The sequence below is a fragment of the Streptomyces sp. NPDC087440 genome, from assembly GCF_044744005.1.
In the GTDB taxonomy this organism is placed as follows: domain Bacteria; phylum Actinomycetota; class Actinomycetes; order Streptomycetales; family Streptomycetaceae; genus Streptomyces.
This window is the reverse complement of record NZ_JBIUXN010000007.1, coordinates 258,406-279,070: the sequence shown is the minus strand read 5'-3', so window position 1 is coordinate 279,070 and position 20,665 is coordinate 258,406. Positions and strand designations below refer to the sequence as shown.

The following is a 20,665-nucleotide window of genomic DNA, read 5'->3' as shown; positions in this document are numbered from 1 at the left end:
AGTTTCACCGTGACTGTCACCACCGACCTCGTGTCGTACGAGGACGCCCTCGCGACGTACGACCCCGTCATGGGTCTTGAGGTCCACGTCGAGCTCGGCACCAAGACCAAGATGTTCTGCGGCTGCTCCACGGAGCTCGGCCAGGACGCGAACACCCAGACCTGCCCGACCTGTCTCGGCCTGCCCGGCGCCCTGCCGGTCGTCAACGAGATCGGCGTCGAGTCGGCCATCAAGATCGGCCTCGCGCTCAACTGCGAGATCGCCGAGTGGTGCCGCTTCGCCCGGAAGAACTACTTCTATCCGGACATGCCGAAGAACTTCCAGACCTCCCAGTACGACGAGCCCATCGCCTTCAACGGCTATCTCGACGTACAGCTGGAGGACGGCGAGATCTTCCGCGTGGAGATCGAGCGCGCCCACATGGAGGAGGACACCGGCAAGTCGACGCACGTCGGCGGTGCCACCGGCCGCATCCAGGGCGCCTCGCACTCGCTCCTCGACTACAACCGCGCGGGCATCCCGCTCATCGAGATCGTCACCAAGCCGATCGAGGGAGCGGGCGAGCGCGCCCCCGAGGTCGCCAAGGCGTACGTCGCCGAGCTGCGCGAGGTCATCAAGGCGCTCGGCGTCTCCGAGGCCCGCATGGACAAGGGCCAGATGCGCTGCGACGTCAACCTGTCGCTGCGCCCGCACGGCCGCGAGCAGTTCGGCACCCGCAGCGAGACGAAGAACGTCAACTCGCTGCGCTCCGTCGAGCGTGCGGCCCGGTTCGAGATCCAGCGGCACGCCGCGGTCCTGAACTCCGGCGGCACGATCATCCAGGAGACCCGCCACTTCCACGAGGAAGACGGCTCCACGACGTCCGGCCGCATCAAGGACAACGCCGAGGACTACCGCTACTTCCCCGAGCCGGACCTCGTTCCGGTCGCCCCCGCACGCACGTGGGTCGAGGAACTGCGGGCCGGTCTCCCGGAGATGCCGCGCGTGCGCCGTAACCGACTCCGCGAGGAGTGGGGCGTCAACGAGCACGACATGCAGTCGATCCTCAACGCCGGTGCGGTGGACTCCATCGTCGCGACGATCGAGGCCGGTGCCGACTCCGCGTCCGCCCGCAAGTGGTGGATGGGCGAGCTGGCCCGCAACGCCAACGAGACCGGCCGCGCGATCGACGAACTGCCGATCACCCCGGCGCAGGTGGCCCGGGTCACCGCCCTGGTGGCCTCCGGCGACCTGAACGACAAGCTGGCCCGCCAGGTCATCGAGGGCGTCCTCGCAGGTGAGGGCGGCCCCGACGAGGTCGTCGAGAAGCGCGGCCTGAAGGTCGTATCCGACGACGGCGCGCTGGGTGCGGCGGTCGACGAGGCCATCGCGGCCAACGCGGCCATCGCGGACAAGATCCGCGGCGGCAAGGTCGCGGCGGCCGGTGCGCTGGTCGGCGCGGTCATGAAGACCACCCGGGGCCAGGCGGACGCGGCACGCGTCCGTGAGCTGATCCTGGAGAAGCTGGGCGTCGAAGGCTGACGTTTCAGTTGTACGTCCGAAGGGGCCCCGGTCGAGATCCTGCGACCGGGGCCCCTTCGCGTACCAGGGGTGAACCACGGGCCGCGGTACGGCGTCCTCACCAGGATGACCCGTACGTACGAGAACGACCTCAGGGAACCCCCGGCGCGCGGCGCCCGGCCCGACGGCCGCCACTGGGGCGAGGACGCGCGCGGGCGCACCGCCTGGCGGCGCGGCCGGCTGATCGGCCTGTGCGCGGTGCTGCTGGGGCTGCTCCCGGTCTTCCACGGGTACGTGCCGGACGCGCGCGGCCTCGGCAGCCTGGCGGAAACCTTTCTGCCCTGGTTCGGGCTGCTGATCCTGCCGTTGCTGCTGCTGGCCCTGCGGCGCAGGTCGGCCTTCGCGCTGCTGACGCTGGTGGTGCCGGTGATGGCGTGGGCCGGGCTGCTCGGCGGGGTGTTCCTCGGCGGCGGTTCCGACGACGGCGGCACCGGGGCGTACCGGTTCGGTGTCGTGCAGCACAACATCGCCGACGACAACCCCGATCCGGCGGGCGCCGTACGGGCGCTGGCGGCGGCGGGACCGGACCTGATCGCCCTGGAGGAGGTCACCCCGGCGGCGCTCCCGGCGATCTCCGGCGCACTGGACGGGACGTACCCGCACCACGCGGTGCACGGGACGGTCGGGCTCTGGTCGAAGTTCCCGCTGCGGGACGTGCGCCCGGTCGACCTCAAGCCGGAGGGCATCACGCAGCCGTGGCAGCGGGGACTGCGCGCCACCGCGAACACCTCGGTCGGCCATGTCGCGGTGTACGTCGCGCACCTTCCCTCGGTACGGGCGGCCTGGCCGCAGGGCCTGAAGACGGGGTGGCGCAACGAGGCCGCGGTCAAGCTGGGGGCGGCGCTGGAGGCCGAACGCCTCGAACGGGTCGTGCTGCTCGGCGACTTGAACGCCACGGCGGACGACCGCGGGCTCGACCCGGTGGTGGCCCGCATGGACGACACGGGCGGCGCCGGGTTCGTGTTCAGCTGGCCCAGGAGGTTTCCGGTGGCGCGGCTGGACCACGTGATGGTGCGGGACGGGGTCGTGTCGCGGGTGGAGCGGCTGGCGGCGACCGGGAGCGATCATGTGCCGGTGTCGGCGTGGCTGAGGTTCTAGCTCCGGTCGTGTTCCGGTACGTGGCCGGGGGCCGGGCAGGCCCAGTTAACCGGTGATCTTGCTCAGGTACTTCTCCGGGTCACTCCCGCCCCGTACTTTCCGGGCAACGCCCCACTTACCCGGGAGGACCCCCATGCCCACCGACCTCAGCCGTCGCCGACTTCTCACCGTGGGCACAGGCGCCCTCGGGGCCGCCGCCGCGGGTTCGATGCTGCCGCCCTCGCTGCAGGCCGCCATCGCCGCCGAGCGGCCGGCGGCCGGCGGGCTGCGTGCCGTCAAGCACGTCGTCGTACTGATGCAGGAGAACCGGTCCTTCGACCACTACTTCGGCACCCTGCGCGGAGTGAGAGGCTTCGGCGACCGCAACGCCGTGGAACTCCCCGACGGGAAGCCCGTGTTCGAGCAACCGGGTCCGCTGACGCGCGTGCTGCCCTTCCCGGTGCGCGACGCCGCCGCGGCGCAGAAGAAGGACCTCCAGTACATCGGCGACCTCGATCACTCGTGGGACGGCGGCGCGAAGGCCTGGAACCAGGGCTGGATGAACGGCTGGGTGACCGCCAAGACCGGCGCCACCATGGCGTACTACGACCGCCGTGACCTGCCCCTGCACTACGAGCTCGCCGACACCTTCACCATCTGCGACGCCTACCACTCGTCCATCCACACGTCGACCAGCCCGAACCGCAACCACCTGTGGAGCGGCTGGACGGGGTACGAGGCCAACGGCAGCCGCGCCGTCACGAATGCCGCCTACGCGGAGGGCACCCACCCCGGCTACCCCTGGCCGACGTACGCCGAGCGCCTGGAGAAGGCGGGCCGCACCTGGCAGACGTACACCGAGTGGGAGAACTTCACCGACAACAACATCGAGTTCTTCACCAGCTTCAAGCAGATCGCCCGCAAGGCGCTCGCCAGGACCGGCGGGCACACCTACATGGAGTCCTTCTACGGGCAGGTGCGCGACACCAAGGACGCCGGGGAGCGGGCGAAGCTGCTCGCGCTGCTGGAGGAGGGCGTCGCGACGCTCGACAAGAAGGAGCGGTCGCTGTTCGAGCGCGGGCTGCGGCGCGGCGAGACCGGCAGTCTCGCGAAGAACTTCCGGGCGGACGTCGCGGCGGGCAAGCTGCCCGAGGTGTCCTACCTGGTGCCGTCCGCGATCGACTCCGAGCACCCGGGAGCCTCCTCGCCGGTGGCGAGCGCCTCGCTGGTGTACCAGGTGCTGGACGCCCTCGGCTCGCATCCCGACGTGTGGCGGCACACCGTCGTACTGATCAACTACGACGAGAACGACGGCTTCTTCGACCATGTCCCGCCGCCCGTCCCGCCGACCGACAACACCGACGAGCGGTGGAAGGGACGGCCGACCGGACTCGGCATCCGGGTGCCGATGCTGGTCGTCTCGCCGTGGTCGGTGGGCGGATACGTGTGCTCCGAGACCTTCGACCACACCTCCGTGATCCGTTTCCTGGAGCGCTGGACCGGGGTCCGCGAGCCCAACATCACGCCGTGGCGGCGGCAGGTCACCGGCGACCTGACCTCGGCCTTCGACTTCGACCGGGCGCACCGGCAGCCGTCCGTCGACCACCCCGGGGCGATTCCGCCGTTCACCGGGCGGTGGCGGCCCGTGCCGCCGGCCGTGCAGCGGATGCCGAAGCAGGAGCCGGGGGTGCGCCGGGCGCGCCCGTTGCCGTACCAGCCGGACGCGTACGGGAGGGTGGTCGCCGGGGGCGGGTCCTTCCGGCTGACCGTCGCGAACGAGGGGCGCGCCAGTGCGCACTTCGCGCTGTACCCGTACGCCGGTGAGTTCGCGGTGCCGCAGCACCTGGACGTCGCCGGGCGCGGCCGGGTGGACTGGAGCGTGCCGCTCGCGGGGGACGCGTACCGCTTCACGGTGACCGGGCCGAACGGATTCCGGCGGGAGTTCGAAGGGGCGAAGAGCGGGACCGTCGAGGTCGCCAGCCGGGTGGAGGCGCGCGACCGTGACCTGCATCTGACGCTCACGAACCGGGGGCGCAAGACGGTCACCTTCGTGGTGCAGCCGCTGGCGTACGCCGACGAGGACGACCTCGACGAGCGGCGGCCGCGCCGGGTCACCGTCCGGGCGGGGCGCAGCCGCAGCGTCGTGCACTCGGCGGACGACGCGCGCGGGTGGTACGACCTGGCGGTCACCGTCGAGGGCGAACAGGGCTTCCGGCGGCGGCTGATGGGACACGTCGAGAACGGACGGGCGAGCGTCTCGGGGTGAGGCGTGGGCCCTTGCCGGGCCCTTCTTCCCGGTGTCGGGCCGCGTGCGAGGATGCCTCGGGCGCGGTTCCGCCGGGGGCCGCCAACCGGCAGGTGGGGGCGGGATGTTCGCGAAGGACCTGGGTGCGGCGGGGGACGGCGGCCGCGCGGAACTGCGGCCGCTGGAGCCGTGGCAGGCGGAGGAGTTCTGGGCCCACGTACGGCGGGGCAGCGACTTCATCGGGCAGTACGTCGGACTGCCGGACGTGGTCGGGGACCTGGAGTCGGCGCGCGCCCTCCTCCAGCGGTACGCGGAGAAGGCCGCCGCCGACCGGGGGCGGATGTACGGGATCTGGCTCGACAGCACCCTGGTCGGGGCCGTCACGCTCCGGCTCTTCGACGCGCAGGCACGGACCTGCGAGGTGGGGTGCTGGCTGGAGCCCGCGGCGGCGGGCAAGGGGCTGGTCACACGGGCCTGCCGGGAGATCATCGACTGGGCGGTGCGGGTGCGGGGCATCCACCGGGTGGAGTGGATCTGCGACGTGGAGAACCTCCCCAGCAGCAACGTCGCGAAGCGGCTGGGCATGCGGCGGGACGCAGTGCTGCGCGAGGCGTACTTCTACCGGGGGGCGTGGCACGACGAGGAGGTCTGGTCGGTGCTGGGGCCGGAGTGGCTGGAGGGGCTCGAAGGCCGTTAAGGGGTCTCTCATCCGGGGCACCTAGCGTGCGGGGCATGAACGCGACGACCCGCACCGAGGACAAGAGCGACAAGAGCGACAAGAAGGCCGAGGCGGCCGACGCCAAGGCTGGGACTCTCGTGGATGAGGCCACCGAGATCGATGCGGCCGACGAGGCCGCCGAGAACGCTGCGCAGGAGGAGACGCCGCGTCCCGTGTCGGCGAAGGTCGGGGCCGGGGCCGCGGGCGTCGTCTCGGCGGCCCTCGGGCTGGTGGCGCTGACCGGTGGCTGGACCAGCCGGGTGCTCGCCGAGCGGGAGACGCTGGTGAGCCAGCTCAAGCTCTCCCAGGCGAGTGCGGCGAGCGACCAGATCAAGGGCCTGTACGGCAACGCCTGGCACACGACGGCGCTGGTCAACGGGGGATTCGCGCTGCTGGCCCTGCTCGTGGGCGTGGGCGCGCTGGTGGCCCTGCGACCGGCGGGACCGGACGCGGCCCCGCGGCCCGCGTGGATGCGGGCGGTGTCCTGGGCCGGAGTGGTCCTCGGCCTGATCGGCCTCGTGATCTCCGCCGGAATGTACTTCGACCTCTTCGCCTCCATGCCCACCCCGCCCGCCAAGTAGGACCCCTCCCGGCCCCCGTGGAGCGGCGGGGGCCGCCTCCTAAGGGGGGCGGCCCCTGTCACCCCCCTGCCTAAGGCGCCCACCTCCCGCCTAAGGCCCCCCGCCCCCCGCAAGATCCGGCAGCCTCCCGATGCCCCGCACCCCCCTGGCAGACGAGAGTTGAGGCATCGCACCGAGCGATGAACCCCAACCCGCCAGGGAGCACCAGATGTTCGAGTACGTATTCCAGGCCCGCCAGACCGAGCTCGTCCGGGCCGCCGCCCACGACCGTCTCCTCCGCGTCGCCCGCCAGGCCCGCAAGGAGGCCCGCCGTGCCCAGCGCGCGGCCAAGAACGAGGAGGGCGCCCCCGGTGGACTGAGAGCCCTCCGGGACCACTTCACCCACGCCGCCTGAACGGGCGCCCGCAATGCGGACAGCGGGTGCCGGTCGCACGAAGGCCTGTGCGATGCTCGGCGACGTGGAGACCAGGTCAGTCAGCCCCGTGTTCGTCGGCCGCACCGGCGAACTGAGCACCCTCACCGATGCGCTCGCCCGCGCCACCGCGGGCGAGCCGCAGGCGTTGCTGCTCGGCGGTGAGGCGGGAGTCGGCAAGACGCGCCTCGTGGAGGAGTTCCTCGGCCGGGCGGCCGCCGGTCCCGGGCCGGGGGCCGTCGTCGCCGTCGGAGGGTGTGTGGAGATCGGCGCCGAAGGACTGCCGTTCGCCCCCTTCTCGGCGGCCCTGCGCACCCTGCACCGCCTCCTCCCCGACGCCCTGGCCGCCGCTGCCGCCGGACACGAGGACGAACTCGGCCGACTGCTGCCGGAATGGAGCGACGCCTCCGCCACCCACCAGCTCGGCCCGGGGCCCGGCCGGACCGGCAGCGAGGACGCCACCGCGCGCCTCTTCGAACTGACCGTCCGGCTCCTGGAACGCGTCGCCGCCGACCACACCGTCGTCCTCGTCCTGGAAGACCTGCACTGGGCCGACGCCTCCACCCGGAACCTGCTGTCGTACCTGTTCCGCACCTTGCGCAGCGGGCGGCTGCTGGTCGTGGGGACCTATCGCGCCGACGACATCCACCGGAGGCACCCCCTGCGCCCCCTCCTCGCCGAACTCGACCGGCTGCGCACCGTGCAACGTATCGAGCTGCCCCGGTTCACCCGCGAGGAAGTCCGCTTCCAGCTCACCGGAATCCTGGATTCCGTACCTGAACCCGCCCTGCTGGACGAGGTGTTCGGACGGTCGGACGGCAACGCCTTCTTCGTGGAGGAACTGGCCGTGTCGATCGAGGGCGGCTGCCGGACCGGACTCACGGACTCGCTCCGCGACCTGCTGCTCGTACGCGTCGAGGCGCTCCCGGAGGACGCCCAGCGGATCGTGCGGATCGTCGCCGAGGGCGGCTCGACCGTCGAGTACCCGCTGCTGCTGGCCGTCGCCCGGCTCACCGAGGACGACCTGATCGAGGCTTTGCGGGCCGCCGTGGGCGCCAATCTCCTCCAGGCCGCGCCCGACGGAGAGGGATACCGCTTCCGGCACTCGCTCGTACGCGAAGCGGTCAGTGACGACCTTCTGCCCGGAGAGCGGTCCCGGATCAACCGGCGGTACGCGGAGGTGCTGGAGGCCGACCCCTGGCTCGTCTCCCAGGAGGCCCGCACCACCCGCCTCGCCAGCTACTGGTACGCCGCCCACGACGCGGCGAAGGCCCTGCCCGCCGTGCTGTCGGCCGCCGTCGAGGCCCGCAAGCGGCACGCACGCTCCGAGCAACTCCAGCTGCTGGAAAGGGCACTGGGGCTCTGGGACGACGCCCCCGAGGACGTACGCGCCGCACTGCGGCCCATCGACTACGCCGAGGTCTACCCGCCGTGCGGCTGCGACCCGGCCGCCGCCCCGCTCCGCTACCTCGACCTCATGGCCGAGGCCACCGTCGCCGCCCGCCTCGCCGGGGAACGCGAACGCGCCCTCAAGCTGGCCAAGCGCGCCCTGCGCCTCCTGGAGGAGGAGGCCGGAACCGGCCCCGGCGGAGTGGGTGAGGACGACACCCTGCGCGCCGCCTGGTTCTGGGTGCAGCGCGGCAAGGCGGTCACGGGGCTCTCGCGCGGCGACGGGTGGGAGGAACTGGCCACCGCGCAGGAACTCCTGCGCGGCCTGCCGCCGTCGCTCGTGCACGCCGACATCCTCACCATGGCGGCCAGCTGGGCCATGCTCCACCAGCCCGGTCCCGAGGCCATCGCCACCGCCGAACGGGCCGTCGAGTACGCCCGCATGGTCGGCGCCGAGGACACCGAACTCCGCTCCCGGCTCACCCTCGGCGGCCTGATGGTCGACTCCGGCGACATCGAGAACGGCCTCGCCGAGATGACCGCCGTACGCGAACTCGCCCTCGCCCGGGAGATCGTCAGCGTCGTCAACCACGCCCACACCAACCTGCCCTCCCACCTCGAAGGCATAGGCCGCTCCCAGGAGTCCGCCGACCTCTGCGCCGTCGGCCTCGCCTACGCGCAGGACCACAACCTCGTCGACGGCGAGCACTGGATTCTCGGCAACCAGGCCGAGTCGTACTTCTCCCTGGGCCGCTGGGACGACGCCTGCGCCAACTTCCTGCGCACCGAGCTCGCCGCCTCGCCCAGCATCCGGCCGCGCGGCACGGCGGCCCGCTGGCGCTCCGAGATCGCCCTGCACCGCGGCGAGATCGAGGAGGCCAAGACACAACTGGCCAAGTCGGCACGGTACTTCGGGCCGCACGACCGGATGCCGCAGCACGAGCTGCCCCGCCACCAGCTGACCATCGCCATCGCCGCCCGCGAGGGCCGCGTCCTCGACGCCCGCACCCGGACGGTCGAGGCCATCGGCGACGGCTTCCCCCTCGGCACCCACCGCTACGCCTGGCCGCTCCTCCAGGAGACCGCCGCCATGGAGGCCGACACCCGCACCCTCCCCGCGGCGATACCCGGCCGCGCCGACGCCCTCGCCCTGCTGCGCACGCACGCGCGACGACTCGCCACCGGAGCACCCGTCTGGGAGGCGTACGAGAAGTGGGTGCGGGCCGAACTGGGGCGCGCGGAGGGGCTGGACGCGCCGGAGGAGTGGGGCACGGTCGTCACCGCCTTCGAACCGCTGGACCGGCCCTACGACCTGGCCCGGGTCCGGCTGCGGCTGGCCGTGTCGCTGCTGGACGCCGGTGCTGGTGGTGGCGGAGGTGGCGGCGCCGGTGGTGCCGGGGGTGCCGGTGGTGGGGCGGGGGAGCCCGGTGGCCGGGAGCGGGCGGCGGAGCTGTTGCGGCTCGCCGGGGAGACCGCCGAGCGGCTGGGCGCCCGGCCGCTCGCCGAACAGGTCGCCGCCGTCGCCCGGCGGGCCCGTCTGGCGCCCGCCGCCGCGTCGGCCCCGGCCGGGTCCCCGGGGCAGGACTTCCACCTCACCCCGCGCGAACGCGACGTCCTGCGGCTCGTCGCCGCCGGGCGCAGCAACCGGCAGATCGCCGAGGAGCTCTACATCTCGCCCAAGACCGCGAGCGTCCACGTCTCCAACATCCTGGCCAAGCTGGAGGTCACCGGCCGGGGCGAGGCGGCGGCGGTGGCGCACCGGCTGGGCCTGTTCCGGGAGGAAGCGGTGGCGTAAGGCGCGCAGGGTGCGGCGGAGAAGGGCGGGCGGGGTGCGCAGGGTGGGCGGGCTCATCGGCTATTTCACCGTCACCTTCAGGATGCGGTCGTCGCCGGGACCCGGGGTGCCGCGGGAGTCCGTCTCGCTCGTGACCAGGAGCAACTGGTCGCCCCCCGTGGCCAGTACGGTCCGCAGCCGGCCGTACTTCCCGGTGAAGAAGGCCTCCGGGTCCGCCACCGGCTTCGTGCCGTTCAGCGGGATGCGCCACAGGCGTTCGCCGCGCAGGCCCGCCATCCACACCGAGCCCTCCGCGATCGCGATGCCGCTGGGGGAGGCGTCGGAGGTCTTCCACTGGGCCACCGGGGAGACGAAGCCCTCCTTCTGCTCCTGGCCCTCGACCTCCGGCCAGCCGTAGTTCTTGCCCGGCTCGATCAGATTGAGCTCGTCCCAGGTGTTCTGGCCGAACTCCGCCGCCCACAATCGGCCCTCCTTGTCCCAGGCCAGGCCCTGGACGTTGCGGTGGCCGAGGGAGTAGACCACCGAGTCGGCCTCGGGGTTGCCGTGGACGGGTTTGCCGTCCTTCGTCATGCGGAGGATCTTTCCGCCGAGGGACTTCGGGTCCTGGGCGAGGCTCGTGTCACCGGTCTCGCCCGTGCCCGCGTAGAGCATCTTGTCCGGGCCGAACGCGATGCGGCCGCCGTTGTGGTTGGAGCCCTTGGGGATGCCCTTGAACACCGTGTCCGGGGCGCCCAGTTGCTGGCCCGCGGGGCGCTTGTCGTCGTAGAGCAGGCGGGCGATGCGGTTGTCGGACGCGGTGGTGAAGTAGGCGTAGACCTGGTGGTCCGAGGCGTACGAGGGGGAGAGGGCGAGGCCCAACAGGCCGCCCTCGCCGCCGGGGTCGGTGCCGGGGACCTGGCCGACCGGGGTGAGCTTGCCGGTGGTGGCGTCGACGCGGGTGATGGTGCCTTCGTCGCGGGAGGAGACGAGGAGGTCGCCGTCGGGGAGGGCGGCGAGGCCCCAGGGGGACTTGAGGCCCTGGGCCACCGTGGCGGTCACGGTGGCCTCGCCCTTGGCGGGTGGGCCCTGGGGGGTGGGGGCGGTCGTCGTTCCGGGGGAGGCGGTGGGGCTTTCCGAAGGGGAGGGGGGTGTGGGGGGTGTGCCCGAGCAGGCTGTGGCGAGGAGGAGGGTGGCGGTGGTGAGCAGGGCGGTGGTGGCTGCGGGGTGGCGCACGATGAGGAGTCCCTCCGTCGGTGAAGCCTGGCAATAGTTCATACACCGGTCGCAGCGATTGCGTTCCCACGGCTTTTGGTGGGGGTGGATCTGTGCTGATCGGGGCGGTGCTCGGGGGGCTTGGCTTGCTGCGGTGGGGCCTTGGTGTGCCCGTGCCCGGCACCTCGATTGCCTGCGGCGCTCGCCCCAGCCCCGCCCCTTCACCTGAACCCGCGGGGCTGTGGGCGGGTTCCGTGCGGGTGCGTTGTGGCTGGGCGCGCCCGCGCGGCGGAGCCGCAGATCGGAACAGCCCCGCGCCCCTGGGGGTGCTTAGTCCCAGGAGCCCATCGGGGCCGGGAGGGAGGTGATTTCGGTCAGGTCGGAGGGGGAGAGGGGGAGTTGGGGGGCGGCGGCGTTTTCTCGGACCCAGTGGGCTCGTTTTGTGCCGGGCAGGGGGATCACGTGGCGGCCCTGGGCGAGGGTCCAGGCCAGGGCCACCTGGGCCGGGGTGACCGTCGGGCCGTGGCGGTCGGCGATCCGGCGCAGGCCTGCGACGACCGGTTGGTTGGCGGCCATCATCTCGGCGGTGAAGCGGGGGTGCCGGGCACGGATGTCGTCCGGTTCGAAGCCCGAGCCGGGGGTGAGAGTGCCCGTGAGGAAGCCGTTGCCCAGGGGCATCGCGGCCAGGAAACCGATGCCGCGCGCCTCGCACCAGGGGAGGAGGGCGGTGAGGGCCTCCGGGGACCAGACGGAGAGTTCGGCCTGCACCGCAGCCACCGGGAACACCTGCTGGACGCGCTCCAGTTGGCGGATCGTTCCGTCGTGCAGGCCACCTGCGGCCGGGCGGCCCACGCCCGTGCCCGAGCGGCGTGATGCCCGTGCGCCCACCGCGCACAGTCCGAGAGCCCGCACCTTTCCTGCTCGTACGAGATCCGCCATCGCACCCCAGGTCTCCTCGATGGGTATCTCCGGGTCTGCGCGGTGCAGTTGGTAGAGATCGATGGTGTCGGTCTGGAGGCGGCGCAGCGAGGCGTCGCAGGCGCGGCGGATGTAGGAGGGGCGGCCGTTGGCGACGATGTGCTGGTCGCCGACGAGCAGGCCCGCCTTGGTCGAGACGAAGGCCTCCGCACGGCGTTCCCGCAGGACCCGGCCGAGGAGCAGTTCGTTGGTGAAGGGGCCGTACATGTCGGCCGTGTCCAGGAGGTTCGCCCCCAGGTCCAGCGCCGTGTGCAGGGCCCGGACCGACTCCTCGCCGCGCTGGTGCGAACTCGTGTAGGCCCAGCTCATCGGCATACAGCCGAGCCCGACTGCCCCCGTTTCGAGCGCTGTCGCCCCGATTGTCCTGCGCTCCACCGTGCCGTACCCCTCCGTCTTGCCGCGCCCCCAAACTAACCGTTGCAGGTCAGGCGAGTTCGCATAGCCTCCTCACCATGAATGCGTACGACATCCCGCAACGCCCCGCAGACGTCTGGCTGCCGATCGACCCGGCCGAGATCGACGACCTCCCCGACGCCGCCGAGCACGGACTCGTCTACCGGGTCTGGGACGGGGAGGAGGAGTTCCCGGGCGACCCCGCTGATTGTGAGTTCTATGTGGTGCCGTACATGAAGGGGGCCGACGTCGCCCTGCGGCCGGTGCCGGAGATGACCTCGCTGCGGGTCGTGCAGACCCTCACCGCCGGGGTGGACGACGTACGGGACGCAGTGCCGCACGGGGTGCGGCTGTGCAACGCGCGGGGGGTGCACGAGGCGAGCACCGCCGAGTTGGCGCTGACGCTCGTGCTGGCCTCGTTGCGGGGGATTCCCGGGTTCGTGGACGGGCAGCGGCAGGAGGAGTGGCGGTCGGGGTTCTATCCGGCGCTCGCGGACAGGTCCGTCCTCATCGTCGGGTACGGGTCCATCGGCGCCGCCATCGAGGACCGGCTCACCCCCTTCGAGTGCGCGCGGGTGGCGCGCGTCGCGCGCTCCGCACGCACCACGGAGCGCGGCGACGTGCACGCGTTCACCGAACTGCCCCGGCTCCTGACCGAGGCGGACGTGGTGATTCTGTCCATGCCGCTGACCGACGACACCGCCGGAATGGTCGACTCCGCATTCCTGGGGCGGATGAAGGACGGGGCGCTGCTGGTGAACGTGGCACGGGGGCCGGTCGTCGATACGAAGGCCCTGCTGGCCGAGGTCGGGTCGGGGCGGCTGCGGGCCGCGCTCGACGTCACGGACCCGGAGCCGCTGCCCGCCGGGCACCCCCTGTGGCACGCCCCGAACACCTTGATCACCCCGCACGTCGGGGGCAGTTCGTCCGCCTTCCTGCCCCGCGCCAAGCGGCTGATCGCCCGGCAGGTGAGCCGGTTCGCGGCCGGGGAGGCGCTCGACAACGTGGTCGCGGGCCCGCGCTGACGCCCCGTACCGACTGCCCGAAAAGTCCGCCCACGAACACGCTCCGGAGCCGGTCGACCGCAACCAGTTCCCGTAATCCTGCTGGTAGTTACGGAGAGTAGAGGAACTATGTCCCTGAGTGACGGGACTGGTGTATCGTCCCGACCTAGGGGCTGCGCCACGCACCACACCCACGGCGCTGGGGAGCACGACGGACACTGCAAGGGGGGCGACGGGCGATGCACTGCCAATGGAGAGACGATCCGACGCGGCGGAGTCAGTGGATTTACCACAGTCACCACGGTCGCCGCAGCCACCGGCAGCGGTCCGGCCGCCCGGAGCCGCATCACCCGAACCCGCGCCACCCGGCACCGCCGCACAGGTCCGGTCCCCCGAAACGCCCGCACAGGGAGGCCCGGTGAGTGCCCCGGGGGCCGTCCTGGCCCAGCATCCGACCACCGGTCGCAGCGGGTCGGGGCTGCTGCCCCAACTCCTGCTCGCGCTCGTCTGCGGAGGATACGCCGCGGGCTCCGCGCTCGGCTGGGGATCGCCGCAACTCGCGCTGATCATGGGCGACTTCGGGCTCGCCGTCGCCGCGTTCATCGCCGCCGTCTCCTGTTACTTCTACGCGCGGACCAGGGAGAGCCGCTTCAGGCCCGCCTGGCTGCTGTTCTCCGCCTCCTCCCTGATGGCGGCGGGCGGGAACGCGGTCTGGGGCTGGTACGAGGTGGTGCTGCGGCGCCCGGTACCGGCCCCTTCGCTTGCCGACTTCTTCTTCCTCTGCTTCGGGCCGCCCGCGATCATCGGCCTGCTGGTCCTCGCCAAACGGCCCGTCACCCGCGCCGGTTGGGTCTGCCTGGCGCTGGACGCCTGGCTGATCGCCGGGTCGCTGCTCACCCTCTCCTGGAGCCTGGCGCTCGCCCACACCGCGGACCTCAAGGGGGCGACCACGGCGCTCGCCGCGCTCTCGCTCGCCTACCCGCTGCTCGACATCGCGCTCGTCAGCATGGTCCTGGCCCTGCACTTCCGCCGCTCCTCGGCCAACCGGGCCGCGATCAACACCGCGATCGCGGCCCTCGCCATGACCGTCCTGTGCGACGCGCTGTTCACCTCCCCGCTGCTGCGGGAGAACTACCACTCCGGGCAGATCCTCGACGCCGGCTGGTTCGCCGGATCACTGCTCCTCGCGTACGCGCCCTGGGGGGTGAGCCGGGCCTCGCAACGGGCTCCGTACGGACAGCCCCAGGGGGCCCCGCCCCGGCCCGGCGGCAACGCCGCCCGCACCGGGCCGCAGGGCCGCGCCGTCCGGGCGGGCTCCAGCCGCCCGATCGCCGGATCGCTGGCCGCCCTCACCCCGTACCTCGCGGCCGCCGTCTGCGTGCTCGGCATCCTCTACAACGTCATGGACGGCCACAAGCTGGACCGGGTGGTCCTCTTCACCGGCTGCACGGTCGTGTTGGCCCTGGTCGTGCGCCAGGGCATCATGCTCGTCGACAACATCTCCCTCACCCAGGAACTGGCCCAGAAGGAGAACCACTTCCGGTCGCTGGTGCAGGGATCGAGCGACGTCATCATGATCGCCGCACCGACGGGGATACTGCGGTACGTCAGCCCGGCCGCCACCGGCGTCTACGGGCGCGACGCCGAGGAACTGGTCGGGTCCGAGCTCGCCTCGATCATCCACCCCGCCGACCTCGGATCGGTCGTCCACGAGGTGCGGCGCTTCCTCGCCGCGTCCCCGCTGGACGAGCCGACCACCCGCATCGAGTGCCGTTTCAAATCCGGGACGGGGGACTGGCTCAACGTCGAGTCCACCGTCAACCGACACCAGGGCGGCCTCATCTTCAACAGTCGCGACGTCACCGAACGGGTCCGCCTCCAGGCCCAGTTGCAGCACAACGCCGAACACGACCCGCTCACCGACCTGCCCAACCGTGCCCTGTTCACCAAACGGGTCCGCCAGGCGCTCGCCGGGCGCCGGGCCACCGACCTGGGCACCGCCGTCCTCTTCATCGACCTGGACGGCTTCAAGGCGGTGAACGACCGGTTGGGTCATCAGGCCGGCGACGAGCTGCTCATCCAGGCCGCCCGCCGCCTCCAGGACTCGGTCCGCATCGGCGACACCGCAGCGAGGCTCGGCGGCGACGAGTTCGCCGCCCTCATCCTCGGCGACGGCACCCGCGACCAGGCCGCCCGCGAGTACCAGGTCCACGAGATCGCCGACCGGCTCCGGCTCACCCTCTCCCAGCCGTACAAGGTGGACGGCAACGATGTCCGCGTCGCCGCCTCCATCGGCGTCGCCTTCGCCGAACCCGGCATCACCCCCACCGACCTCATGCGCAACGCCGACCTCGCCATGTACCGCGCCAAGGCCGCGGGCAAGGACCGCGTCGAGCTGTACGCCCCCCAGATGCAGGCCGAGGTCGTCCGGCGCACGGAACTGGCCACCCGGCTGCGCACCGCCCTGCACGACGGCGAGTTCGCCCTGCTGCACCAGCCCGTGGTGAACCTCGCCACCGGCCGGGTCGCCGCCGTCGCCGCCCAGGCCCGCTGGCGCTCCGCCCAGGGCATCCTGTTCACCCCCGCCGAGTTCCTGCGGGTCGCCGACGACAGCGACCGCACCGCCGAGCTGGGCCGCTGGCTGCTGGAGGAGGCCGTCGAGCAGGCCGCCGAGCGCAGCAGGGCCGGGCACGCCGTCCCCGTCACCGTCCGCCTCACCGCCCGCCGCCTGCTCGACCGGTCCATGCCGCTGGGCTCCGTGGAGGCCCTCCTCACCCGGCACGGGCTGCCGTCCGGCGCGCTGATCATCGAGATCGCCGACAGCGACCCACGGGTCTCCTACGACGACCTGGAGCACCGCCTGTCCGCCCTGCGCCGTCTCGGCGTACGGATCGCCCTCGACGGCTTCGGCAGCGGCTACGCGGCGATCAACGCGCTGCGCCGGCTCCCCATCGACGTACTGAAACTGGACCGCGGCCTCATCGAGGGCGTCGTCGAGTCCCCCCGGCTGCACAAGATCACCGGCGGGCTGCTGCGGATCGCCACCGACCTCGGCATGGAGTCGGTGGCCGACGGCGTCGACCTGCCCGACCAGGTGCAGGCCCTGCGCGCGATGGGCTGCACGCACGGGCTCGGCATGGCCTTCTCCGGGCCGCTGGACGAATACCGCTTGCGCCGCGCGCTGGTACGGGGAGACTTCCCCGTACCGGGCGGAGAGGGCAGCGCGCTGCCGGTCCTGGCCGGGGGTCCGGTGGGCGGATCGCTTCCCGTACGGCATCCGAACGTGCCCGCGATCGACTCGTTCGCACATCCGCCATTGCGCTCACATACTGAGACGTCCGTCCCACCCACTTGACACATCCTGTGGGCCGGAGGGAGGGTCAATGCCATGCGCACCCGAATTCTCGTACTTGGAAAGCGCGTCGGCTGAAGCACGGTTCACCGCTGAACCTGCTTGTCTGTCTCCGACGCGCTCCCCTCGCTTGCCTCACGGCACGAGGGGTTTTTTGTTGCACCGGCACCTTGCAGAACCACGCAAAACGCATCGCTTGCACCACCCTCAGCTCCAACCCTCAGCTTCGAGAAGAGAATGCCGATGACCGAGCAGGCCACCGGGGCCCACCATCCGCAGCCCCGGCCCCGTCACCACGGATCCCAGTCCAGCCCGATCGAGCACGTCACGGGTGCGCAGTCGCTCATCCGGGCGCTCGAAGAGGTCGGGGCCGACACGGTATTCGGCATTCCCGGCGGCACGATCCTGCCGGCGTACGACCCGATGATGGACTCCACCCGGGTCCGCCACGTCCTGGTCCGCCACGAGCAGGGCGCGGGCCACGCGGCCACCGGATACGCCCAGGCCACCGGCAAGGTCGGGGTGTGCATGGCGACGAGCGGCCCCGGTGCGACGAACCTGGTCACCCCGATCGCCGACGCGATGATGGACTCGGTGCCGCTGGTGGCGATCACCGGCCAGGTCGTCTCCAAGGCGATCGGCACGGACGCCTTCCAGGAGGCGGACATCTGCGGCATCACGATGCCGATCACCAAGCACAACTTCCTGGTCACCGACCCGGCCGACATCCCGCGCGCCATCGCCGAGGCCTTCCACATCGCCTCCACCGGCCGCCCGGGCCCCGTCCTCGTCGACATCCCCAAGGACCTGCTCCAGGCGCAGACCACCTTCTCCTGGCCGCCCACCAACGACCTGCCCGGCTACCGGCCCGTCACCAAGCCGCACGCCAAGCAGATCCGCGAGGCCGCCAAGCTGATCTGTGCCGCCAAGCGGCCCGTCCTGTACGTCGGCGGCGGCGTCCTCAAGGCGCAGGCCACCGCCGAACTGAAGGTCCTCGCAGAGCTCACCGGAGCGCCTGTCACCACCACACTGATGGCGCTCGGCGCATTCCCCGACAGCCACCCGCTGCACGTCGGAATGCCGGGCATGCACGGTGCGGTCACCGCCGTCACCGCGCTCCAGAAGGCCGACCTGATCGTCGCCCTCGGCGCCCGCTTCGACGACCGCGTCACCGGCAAGCTGGACAGCTTCGCCCCCTTCGCGAAGATCGTCCACGCCGACATCGACCCGGCCGAGATCGGCAAGAACCGCGCCGCCGACGTGCCGATCGTCGGTGACGCCCGCGAGGTCATCGCCGACCTGGTCCAGGCCGTCCAGGCCGAGCACACCGAGGGCAACACCGGCGACTACAGCGCCTGGTGGAAGGACCTCAGCCGCTGGCGCGAGACCTACCCGCTGGGCTACGACCTCCCCGAGGACGGTTCGCTCTCCCCGCAGCAGGTCATCCAGCGCATCGGCGAACTCGCCCCCGAGAACACCATCTACGCGGCCGGCGTCGGCCAGCACCAGATGTGGGCCTCGCACTTCATCCAGTACGAGAAGCCCGCGACCTGGCTCAACTCCGGCGGCGCCGGAACGATGGGCTACGCGGTCCCCGCCGCGATGGGCGCCAAGGCCGGCATGCCGGGCAACACCGTCTGGGCGATCGACGGCGACGGCTGTTTCCAGATGACCAATCAGGAACTCACCACCTGCGCCCTGAACAACATCCCGATCAAGGTCGCCATCATCAACAACGGCGCCCTGGGCATGGTCCGCCAGTGGCAGACGCTGTTCTACAACCAGCGCTACTCCAACACCGTCCTGCACAGCGGCGCCGACATCGACGGCAACGAGGCCAAGGGCACCCGCGTCCCCGACTTCGTGAAGCTGTCCGAGGCGATGGGCTGCTACGCGATCCGCTGCGAGCGTCCCGAGGACCTCGACAAGTGCATCGAGGAGGCCAACTCCATCAACGACCGCCCGGTCGTCGTCGACTTCATCGTCCACGAGGACGCCATGGTGTGGCCGATGGTCGCCGCCGGAACCTCCAACGACGAGGTCATGGCCGCCCGGGGCGTGCGCCCCGACTTCGGCGACAACGAAGACGACTAGAGCCAGAGAAGAGCAGAGAGAGAATCATGTCCAAGCACACGCTCTCCGTCCTGGTGGAGAACAAGCCCGGCGTCCTCGCCCGCATCACCGCCCTCTTCTCCCGGCGCGGATTCAACATCGACTCGCTCGCCGTGGGGACCACCGAACACCCCGAGATCTCGCGCATCACCATCGTGGTGAACGTGATCGAGGCCCTGCCGCTGGAGCAGGTGACCAAGCAGCTCAACAAGCTGGTCAACGTCCTGAAGATCGTCGAACTGGAGCCCGCCGCTGCGATCCAGCGCGAGCTCGTCCTGGTGAAGGTCCGCGCCGACAACGAGACCCGCTCCCAGATCGTCGAGATCGTCCAGCTGTTCCGCGCCAAGACCGTGGACGTCTCGCCCGACGCCGTGACCATCGAGGCCACCGGCGGCGCCGACAAGCTCGAAGCGATGCTCAAGATGCTGGAGCAGTTCGGCATCAAGGAGCTCGTGCAGTCCGGGACGATCGCCATAGGGCGCGGTGCCCGGTCCATCACGGACCGCTCGCTGCGGGCGCTCGACCGTTCCGCATAGCGCTTCGTTCGTATCGCAAGACCCGAAAACTTTCCTCTTCACGCCCGCCGTACGGTGGGTCGCACAACCCGCACACATAGGAGAAACCCAGTGGCCGAGCTGTTCTACGACGCCGACGCAGACCTTTCCGTCATCCAGGGCCGCAAGGTCGCGGTTCTCGGTTACGGCAGCCAGGGCCACGCCCACGCGCTGTCGCTCCGTGACTCGGGCGTCGACGTGCGCGTCGGTCTGCACGAGGGCTCCAAGTCCAAGGCCAAGGCCGAGGAGCAGGGCCTGCGCGTCGTCACCCCCGCCGAGGCGGCGGCCGAGGCCGACGTCATCATGATCCTCGTCCCGGACCCGATCCAGGCGAAGGTCTACGAGGAGTCCGTCAAGGACAACCTGAAGGACGGCGACGCCCTCTTCTTCGGCCACGGCCTGAACATCCGCTACGGCTTCATCAAGCCGCCGGCCGGTGTCGACGTCGCCATGGTCGCCCCGAAGGGCCCGGGCCACCTGGTCCGCCGCCAGTACGAGGAGGGCCGCGGCGTTCCGTGCATCGCGGCCGTCGAGCAGGACGCCACGGGCAAGGGCTTCGAGCTGGCCCTCTCGTACGCGAAGGCGATCGGCGGCACCCGCGCCGGCGTCATCAAGACGACCTTCACCGAGGAGACCGAGACCGACCTGTTCGGTGAGCAGGCCGTCCTCTGCGGTGGCACCGCCGCCCTGGTCAAGGCCGGTTTCGAGACCCTGACCGAGGCCGGTTACCAGCCGGAGATCGCCTACTTCGAGTGCCTCCACGAGCTGAAGCTCATCGTCGACCTGATGTACGAGGGCGGCCTGGAGAAGATGCGCTGGTCGGTCTCCGAGACCGCCGAGTGGGGCGACTACATCACCGGCCCGCGCATCATCACGGACGCCACCAAGGCCGAGATGAAGAAGGTCCTGGCCGAGATCCAGGACGGCACCTTCGCCCAGCAGTGGATGGACGAGTACCACGGCGGCCTGAAGAAGTACAACGAGTACAAGACGGCCGACGAGAACCACCTCCTGGAGACCACCGGCAAGGAGCTCCGCAAGCTCATGAGCTGGGTGAACGACGACGAGGCGTAAGCCTTGAGGGATGAGGGGCCGCAGCTTCCGGGCTGCGGCCCCTCACCCGCATGCGTGCCGGACTCGACACAACGTCCAGCCACGGACGAGTGATACTGCCGAACGGGCGAAGAATCACCCGCCCGGCACCACTACACTTCTGAACCACATCTACGCGTCAGGCCCACAGCGTCGTGCGTCTTCCACGCGGCAAGCCCCTCCACCGCCTGCGGCCGTCGGGACGGCCGTCC

At 71.4% G+C, this 20,665-nt stretch carries 14 protein-coding genes; 12 read left to right on the top strand and 2 right to left on the bottom strand.

What is annotated here, in order from left to right:
* Positions 1 to 9: 9 nt before the first annotated feature.
* The 7 genes from gatB to ACIO3O_RS17480 all read left to right on the top strand — a co-directional run bounded on the left by gatB (position 10) and on the right by ACIO3O_RS17480 (position 9,777).
* On the top strand, positions 10 to 1,521 hold the full coding sequence (gene gatB / locus ACIO3O_RS17510) for an Asp-tRNA(Asn)/Glu-tRNA(Gln) amidotransferase subunit GatB (protein ID WP_401746386.1): 1,512 nt from the start codon (positions 10 to 12) through the stop codon (positions 1,519 to 1,521).
* Between the two features lie 69 nt (positions 1,522 to 1,590).
* A complete protein-coding gene (locus ACIO3O_RS17505; protein ID WP_401746384.1) occupies positions 1,591 to 2,658 on the top strand; it encodes an endonuclease/exonuclease/phosphatase family protein in 1,068 nt (355 codons plus the stop codon).
* 133 nt (positions 2,659 to 2,791) lie between these two features.
* A complete protein-coding gene (locus tag ACIO3O_RS17500; protein WP_401746382.1) occupies positions 2,792 to 4,903 on the top strand; it encodes a phosphocholine-specific phospholipase C in 2,112 nt (703 codons plus the stop codon).
* Positions 4,904 to 5,006: 103 nt separating this feature from the next.
* Entirely contained in the window at positions 5,007 to 5,579 is a 573-nt protein-coding gene (locus ACIO3O_RS17495) for a GNAT family N-acetyltransferase (protein WP_401746379.1), read from the top strand.
* Between the two features lie 35 nt (positions 5,580 to 5,614).
* Complete coding sequence (locus tag ACIO3O_RS17490; RefSeq protein ID WP_401746376.1) at positions 5,615 to 6,181, top strand: hypothetical protein; 567 nt, start codon at positions 5,615 to 5,617, stop codon at positions 6,179 to 6,181.
* A 208-nt stretch (positions 6,182 to 6,389) separates the two neighbouring features.
* Complete coding sequence (locus tag ACIO3O_RS17485) at positions 6,390 to 6,575, top strand: hypothetical protein (RefSeq protein ID WP_401746374.1); 186 nt, start codon at positions 6,390 to 6,392, stop codon at positions 6,573 to 6,575.
* A 13-nt stretch (positions 6,576 to 6,588) separates the two neighbouring features.
* The gene (locus tag ACIO3O_RS17480; RefSeq protein WP_401746372.1) at positions 6,589 to 9,777 is read left to right on the top strand and encodes an AAA family ATPase; all 3,189 of its coding nucleotides are present in this window, start codon (positions 6,589 to 6,591) and stop codon (positions 9,775 to 9,777) included.
* Positions 9,778 to 9,837: 60 nt separating this feature from the next.
* Here the strand turns inward: ACIO3O_RS17480 and ACIO3O_RS17475 are convergent, their stop codons facing one another.
* Positions 9,838 to 11,031, bottom strand: a complete 1,194-nt coding sequence (locus ACIO3O_RS17475; protein WP_401746371.1) for a PQQ-dependent sugar dehydrogenase — start codon at positions 11,029 to 11,031, stop codon at positions 9,838 to 9,840.
* A gap of 267 nt (positions 11,032 to 11,298) precedes the next feature.
* Positions 11,299 to 12,321 carry an aldo/keto reductase gene (locus ACIO3O_RS17470; protein WP_401746369.1) on the bottom strand — a complete coding sequence of 341 codons (1,023 nt, stop codon included), beginning with the start codon at positions 12,319 to 12,321 and terminating at the stop codon, positions 11,299 to 11,301.
* Positions 12,322 to 12,398: 77 nt separating this feature from the next.
* Here ACIO3O_RS17470 and ACIO3O_RS17465 point away from each other — a divergent pair, with 77 nt between their 5' ends.
* The 5 genes from ACIO3O_RS17465 to ilvC all read left to right on the top strand — a co-directional run bounded on the left by ACIO3O_RS17465 (position 12,399) and on the right by ilvC (position 20,435).
* Positions 12,399 to 13,364 carry a 2-hydroxyacid dehydrogenase gene (locus tag ACIO3O_RS17465; protein WP_401746368.1) on the top strand — a complete coding sequence of 322 codons (966 nt, stop codon included), beginning with the start codon at positions 12,399 to 12,401 and terminating at the stop codon, positions 13,362 to 13,364.
* 397 nt (positions 13,365 to 13,761) lie between these two features.
* Positions 13,762 to 16,698, top strand: a complete 2,937-nt coding sequence (locus ACIO3O_RS17460; RefSeq protein ID WP_401746366.1) for an EAL domain-containing protein — start codon at positions 13,762 to 13,764, stop codon at positions 16,696 to 16,698.
* A 240-nt stretch (positions 16,699 to 16,938) separates the two neighbouring features.
* Positions 16,939 to 18,789, top strand: coding sequence for an acetolactate synthase large subunit (locus ACIO3O_RS17455; RefSeq protein WP_401746363.1), 1,851 nt, complete (start codon positions 16,939 to 16,941; stop codon positions 18,787 to 18,789).
* Between the two features lie 26 nt (positions 18,790 to 18,815).
* Entirely contained in the window at positions 18,816 to 19,343 is a 528-nt protein-coding gene (gene ilvN / locus ACIO3O_RS17450; protein ID WP_401746360.1) for an acetolactate synthase small subunit, read from the top strand.
* Positions 19,344 to 19,433: 90 nt separating this feature from the next.
* The gene (ilvC, locus tag ACIO3O_RS17445; RefSeq protein WP_401746357.1) at positions 19,434 to 20,435 is read left to right on the top strand and encodes a ketol-acid reductoisomerase; all 1,002 of its coding nucleotides are present in this window, start codon (positions 19,434 to 19,436) and stop codon (positions 20,433 to 20,435) included.
* Positions 20,436 to 20,665: the final 230 nt, after the last annotated feature.